Genomic DNA, 5,524 nt, shown 5'->3' with positions numbered 1-5,524 from the left:
CCGCTCCTGAAGGGGACTTGACGCCACGCTCACGTGAGCTAGATCAAATTCTTCGTTTAGCCGCCTAGACCACCAGTTGCAACTTTTTGATACTTAGCTCAGGAATTTAATTTCTGGGTCAATTTCTGCAAAAGTATAGGGTACATATAAATGTCAAGTTATTAATTTTCTAAAATTTACATACATAAGTACGTAAGTACTCTTGACTATAAAATCATTGGCTAGCGAATTTATTCTGGAAAATACTAGTATTATTACTAGGCTTTTTTATTTATTTTTCGTATAGGATTGTCCTAATTTCAATCTCAACTAGTAAAGATTTCGTAGTGACAACTTGATGGCTGAGAAGCTAAAAATCTTATGCTGCCGTCTGCTTCTCGTAAAATACGGAGCGATTCTTATTTTCTCTTATTAGAGACGCTATGTTCACTCCGTTACGCTCAGAATGAGAAATTTATACTTCACGTATACTTTATGAGACATCTTCTCAGTTCTTATGCTTAGTACTAAAGTTTTCACTACGAACTTTACAGTCAAATAGTCATGTATTGGATAAAGCAAAACACGATTCAAGCCAGTAACTAACATAAAGACATGGAAGAACATCTGCACTATTGGGCGATTCTGAAACGTCGGTGGTTGCCTGCATCTATAGTTTTTGGGCTACTTTTGACATTAGCTATAGTTAAGACTCTACTAGAAACACCAATTTATCAGGCAACAAGCCAGTTAGTCTTAAAAAAGAGTTCTACCTCTTCGCTTACCGGAGTTGGAAACCAATTAGGACAGTTAGAGAATTCGGTAAGTGGTAGACCTTTAGGAACCGAAGTTGCAGTTCTGCGTTCTTGGCCTATAGCTGAAAGGACTATCAACGCTCTCCGCCTGAATATCAGCCCTCTGATATTCTTAAAAGACCTACAAGTAAAAAATTTAGAAAACACTGATCTTCTAGAACTTTCTTATGTAGATACAGACCCTAGAAAGGCTGCTGCAATTGTCAATACCTTAATGAAGGTCTATATAGAAAGTGATATTAATGCCAATCGCGCTCAAACCAGGTCAGCCAGGGACTTTATCGCCCAACAGTTACCACTGAGAAAAAAGGCATTACAATCGGCTGAACAAAGGTTGCAAATTTTTAAACAGCAGAATAGAGTTTTAGACCTCAAAGCAGAAGCATCATCGACTGTTTCAATTCTTACTGATTTAGAAAGACAAGTCGCTGTAACTAGGACTGATTTGGCATCTCAAACTGCACAGATGGAATCAATTAAGCAAATCTTTGGTGTGAGTTCACAAGAAGCTGTAATTTCAGGTTTTGTGAGTGAGTCTCCATCAACTAGTTTGGCTCTCGGACAGTTGCAAGATACCCAACAAAAAATTCAACTTCTCAGCCTACGTTTGACAGATAGCCATCCTACGGTGATTAACCTTAAGGAACAAGAAGCGGTTCTCAAACAACAACTTCAGCAGCGAATAGAACAAAGTTTTGTAGGTAACGCAGGGCGTTTAAATCAAACCACAAATCCTGAAAACATTGTGCAGCTTAGAAGTGACGGTCTGCAACAAGGACTTCTTGCTAACTACGTTAGCACCGAAGCAGAACGTCTCAGTTTGCAGGTACGGCTGAAAGCTTTAGCTGAAATCATCATATTTTATAGACAAAGAGCTAATAACTTGCCACAGTTGGAGTTGCAGCACCGTCAGCTAGAGCGTGAAATAGCTGCAACTGAGTTTAGTTATCAAAACCTTCTAGCTCGGTATCAAGAACTTCAAGTGGCAGAAAATCTCCAGGTAAGTAACGCTTTGGTCGTGACACCTGCATTAATTCCAGAAGTGCCTATTAAAAGCCGTCAATATATAAATTTGCTGCAAGGGATTATTGGTGGACTTGTTCTAGGTGCAGCTACAGCCTTGGTTTTGGAAAAATTTGACAAAACTGTTAAAACGGCTCAATCTGCCAAAGATTTATTAGACTACACCTTACTAGGTTCTATTCCACGATTTACCAATGATAATCTTATTCCAGAAGTAATCGTCAAAGATGAACCTAATTCCGCTGTCAGTGAAGCTTTTCGGATGTTGGAAACTAACCTGAGAGTTTTTAATTCAGAGCAGCTAATCAAAGTCATTGTGGTATCGAGCGCTGTACCTAAAGAAGGTAAATCGACAATTGCTGCTAACCTAGCCGTTTCTATGTCTCAACTTGGTCGTAAGGTTTTGTTGGTAGATGCAGATTTACGTAATCCTAGTCAACACAAAATCTGGGAAATCCCAAATAAAACTGGCTTAAGCCACGTTCTGAGAAGCCAGTCAAATTTAGAGATGGCTGTGACTGAAGTTGTATCCAACTTGGAAGTTTTAACGGCTGGTGAACTGAATAACAACCCTGCTGCGCTGCTTGGTTCTAGCCAAATGGCTGTATTTGTGGGACAAGTCGCACAAAAATATGACTTTGTGATTATCGATACTCCACCTTTAACCGTAGCTGCTGATGCAACTATTTTGGGCAAAGTGGCGAATGGAATTTTGTTTGTAGTTCGTCCAGGAATAGCTGATGCTGATAGTCTTTCTCTCTCTAAAGAACTGTTAGAGAAGGCTGACCAAAATGTTTTAGGTATAGCGATTAATGGGGTAAAAGCTAACCAGCAATATTATGGCTACGCAATGAGTAAAGTTTAATAAATTTTGATGAGCCATTGAAAAATGGTAATCGATTTTGGGGCGATCGCACTGCAATTGGCAAATTAAATAAAAGTAGCGAGATCAACTTGTTTAGAGAAACTCATCATAAACTTTCGCCCACATAGAAATTTTTAGGTGATAAAGTTTTGTCAGGATCTCGCTTGAGGAATCTGGCCTTTTGCTGCAAGAGGTTAAAAGGTTTGACATAACTTAATATCTTGCACTTTGTTAATCCACTAACTTAATTGGCTACATTTCAGTAAAATTACATATTGTCAATTCGGAGGTTTTGCATCTAGATTATTATCGTGTTTATGTAATTACTTTTACAAAAGGAGTATTTTGATGGGTAAAATACAAAAAATTATCAATGATAGTGATAATTATCAAGTTGTTAGTGCTAACTATGCTTCTTGGAGATCAGGGACAATCTTAATAACTTTTTTTCTACTGTTGACAGCTGTTTTCATCCAATCGGCAGTTGCTGTGGATAGTGTTGTTTCTAAAAGTAAAGAGGATAAATTTAGCATATTTAGACTTAATTCACAACCATACATTAGCTTACGCCAAAGATTGCTGGTATCTAAAAAAATTAATGTGGCTAGCGTTGTTTCTAAAAGTAAAGAGGACAGATTTAGCGTATCTGAACTTAATTCACAACCAGATATTAGCTTACGGCAAAGATTGCTGGCATCTAAAAAAATTAATGTGGATAGTGTTGTTTCTGAAAGTAAAGAGGCTCAATTTAGAATATTTGGACTTAGTTCACAACCACATACTAGCTTACGGCAAAGATTGCTGGCATCTAAAAGAACTAATCTTGTTGCTGAATTAGAGAGCATAAGTATTATTGATGGTTTTACTACTAATATTAAGCCTGAAAAATTTAGTGATTACCTTTCTGTAGACAACAGTCGTCTGGAATCTCAAAAGCTGTTAGTAACTAATGATAATTTAGAGAAGGAAATAACTGCTTATCCTTTTAGTAATACTGATTTGCATTTAAAAGAGCAGACTAATGTATTGCAGCAGAAACAATCTCAAATTATTGTACAAATAGACTCTTCAGATACAGTAGGTGATACTTTTGGCGAGACTAATAAATTACGCCAAGAACTTTTAATTGATCCCATTACGACGTTACGTGAACCGACAAGAGCTGCCCCTGGTTCAACTGCTGGTACTCCTTCTGCCTATGGTGCAAGTTTTGGTCAAGCCTATATTGGCGGTGGTTTACTTTTCCCTCTAGATGAGAATGAAGATAGGGTAGATGGTTCTTTGTCTGTTGGTTTTGGTTTAGGAAATGCGGTTAAATCTGTAGGATTGGAAGTTAATATCAATATTACTAGTGTAGGTGGTGGTGACAGTTTTGATTTTGGCGATAGTGGCGGTGTAGGTTTTAAACTACACAGATATTTGGGCGATGGTACAGCCGTAGCTATTGGGTGGTCAAATCCGATTAAATGGGGAGATGTTACTAATGCTAAAGATACCATCTATGGAGTAATTACTAAGTCATTTGCACTGCAACCAAATAACCTAAATAATAAGTTACCTCTAACTGTTTCGGTAGGTCTTGGCAGTGGTGCTTTTCGTTCTAAAGGTGCAATAGCAGCAGATGAAAATGATATTAATCTTTTTGCTAGTTTAGGTTTGAGAGTGATACCTGAAGTATCCTTAGTAACTAGCTGGACAGGAAATCGTCTCAACATGGGTGCGTCTTTTGCTCCCTTCAAAAACAGCCCTATAGTTATCAATACTATTTTCACAGATGTTACTAGCAATCTTGATACTGGCTTAGGTTTTGCATTGAGTGCAGGGTACATTTTTCGGTTTTAACTGCTGAGTTATCTTGAAATCTCATTAACAATAAAAACAATGAAAAAACAATCATTATTTCTCACTTTTGCTCTAGCATTCACCTTTTTCACTTATCTAGTGGGTAGGCCTACTATAGTAAATGCTGGTAGTGCTAACATCACAGGGGGGAGTGAAGATTCTACTTCCTCATCTGGGGAGAATTTTAACCCAGAAAATTTACAATCCCCTGGTGAACTTGTACCTGGGGTTAATGTGGAGCTTAGGAGTAATGGTAGGATTAGCGTATCAACAGAAGTTCAGAATATTCTGAATAGAATTATCGTTAATAGATTCAGTCAAACTTCATCTGCAAATAGCCCGACTTACGTCATTATAGTTATCTTACGGGGTGACTCGAATGCAGAAGTAGCAGCTAATGAGGTACAGATTCGTTTCGTGAATTTAGGAGCACCACCGAAACGAGTACAATCATTGCTAGTTGCTTTATTGGGTCTAACCAGAAGTAAATCAGCATCTATATTAGGTGTTCCTGTTGGACAATTACAACCAGTGCAGCTAGTTGCTAGCACGAAAAGATTAATGGGAGATTTAATGATAGCTCAGAAAGGAGAAACACCAAATGTGGATATCCAAAACCTAAGTGATGCTATTAATGCTTACAACAATATTGTGATGGAAAGCAGTCCGGAAGTGCTGCAAAAACTTGCAAAAGATCCGCAATTTTTAGAAGTTGGTAAGCTGCTTAAGCAATTAAGGGCTGCCCTGAATAAAAGTTAAAAGTTAGATGTGGTGACAATACGGTTCGGTTAAGATCCCCCCGCCTGTGGCGACCCCCTTAAAAAGGGGGTTATTAGAAGAAAAAGCCCCCCTGTTTAAGGGGGGGTTGGGGGGATCTCTGAGGAATAAACATGTTAACCGAACTGTATTGAATGTGGTGCAATTCAGAATCCTCTGGTTAAAGGCGGAGGATTGTTATTAAAAAATATGCAGATTGATTATCAAATCAATAATGTTTTAT

At 38.0% G+C, this 5,524-nt stretch carries 3 protein-coding genes; all 3 read left to right on the top strand.

Annotation, left to right across the window (positions count from 1 at the left end; genetic code table 11):
• The first annotated feature begins 594 nt into the window (after window positions 1-594).
• On the top strand, window positions 595-2,682 hold the full coding sequence (locus ACEW80_RS06275) for a GumC family protein (protein ID WP_373525771.1): 2,088 nt from the start codon (window positions 595-597) through the stop codon (window positions 2,680-2,682).
• Between the two features lie 348 nt (window positions 2,683-3,030).
• Entirely contained in the window at window positions 3,031-4,524 is a 1,494-nt protein-coding gene (locus ACEW80_RS06270; RefSeq protein ID WP_373525770.1) for a hypothetical protein, read from the top strand.
• A 39-nt stretch (window positions 4,525-4,563) separates the two neighbouring features.
• On the top strand, window positions 4,564-5,283 hold the full coding sequence (locus tag ACEW80_RS06265; RefSeq protein ID WP_373525769.1) for a hypothetical protein: 720 nt from the start codon (window positions 4,564-4,566) through the stop codon (window positions 5,281-5,283).
• The last annotated feature ends 241 nt before the right edge of the window (window positions 5,284-5,524 follow it).

Origin of the sequence: Nostoc sp. (assembly GCF_041747015.1) — a bacterium.
Classification (GTDB): domain Bacteria; phylum Cyanobacteriota; class Cyanobacteriia; order Cyanobacteriales; family Nostocaceae; genus Nostoc.
The sequence above is the reverse complement of the archived record's forward strand: the minus strand, read 5'-3'. Positions and strand labels throughout refer to the sequence as shown.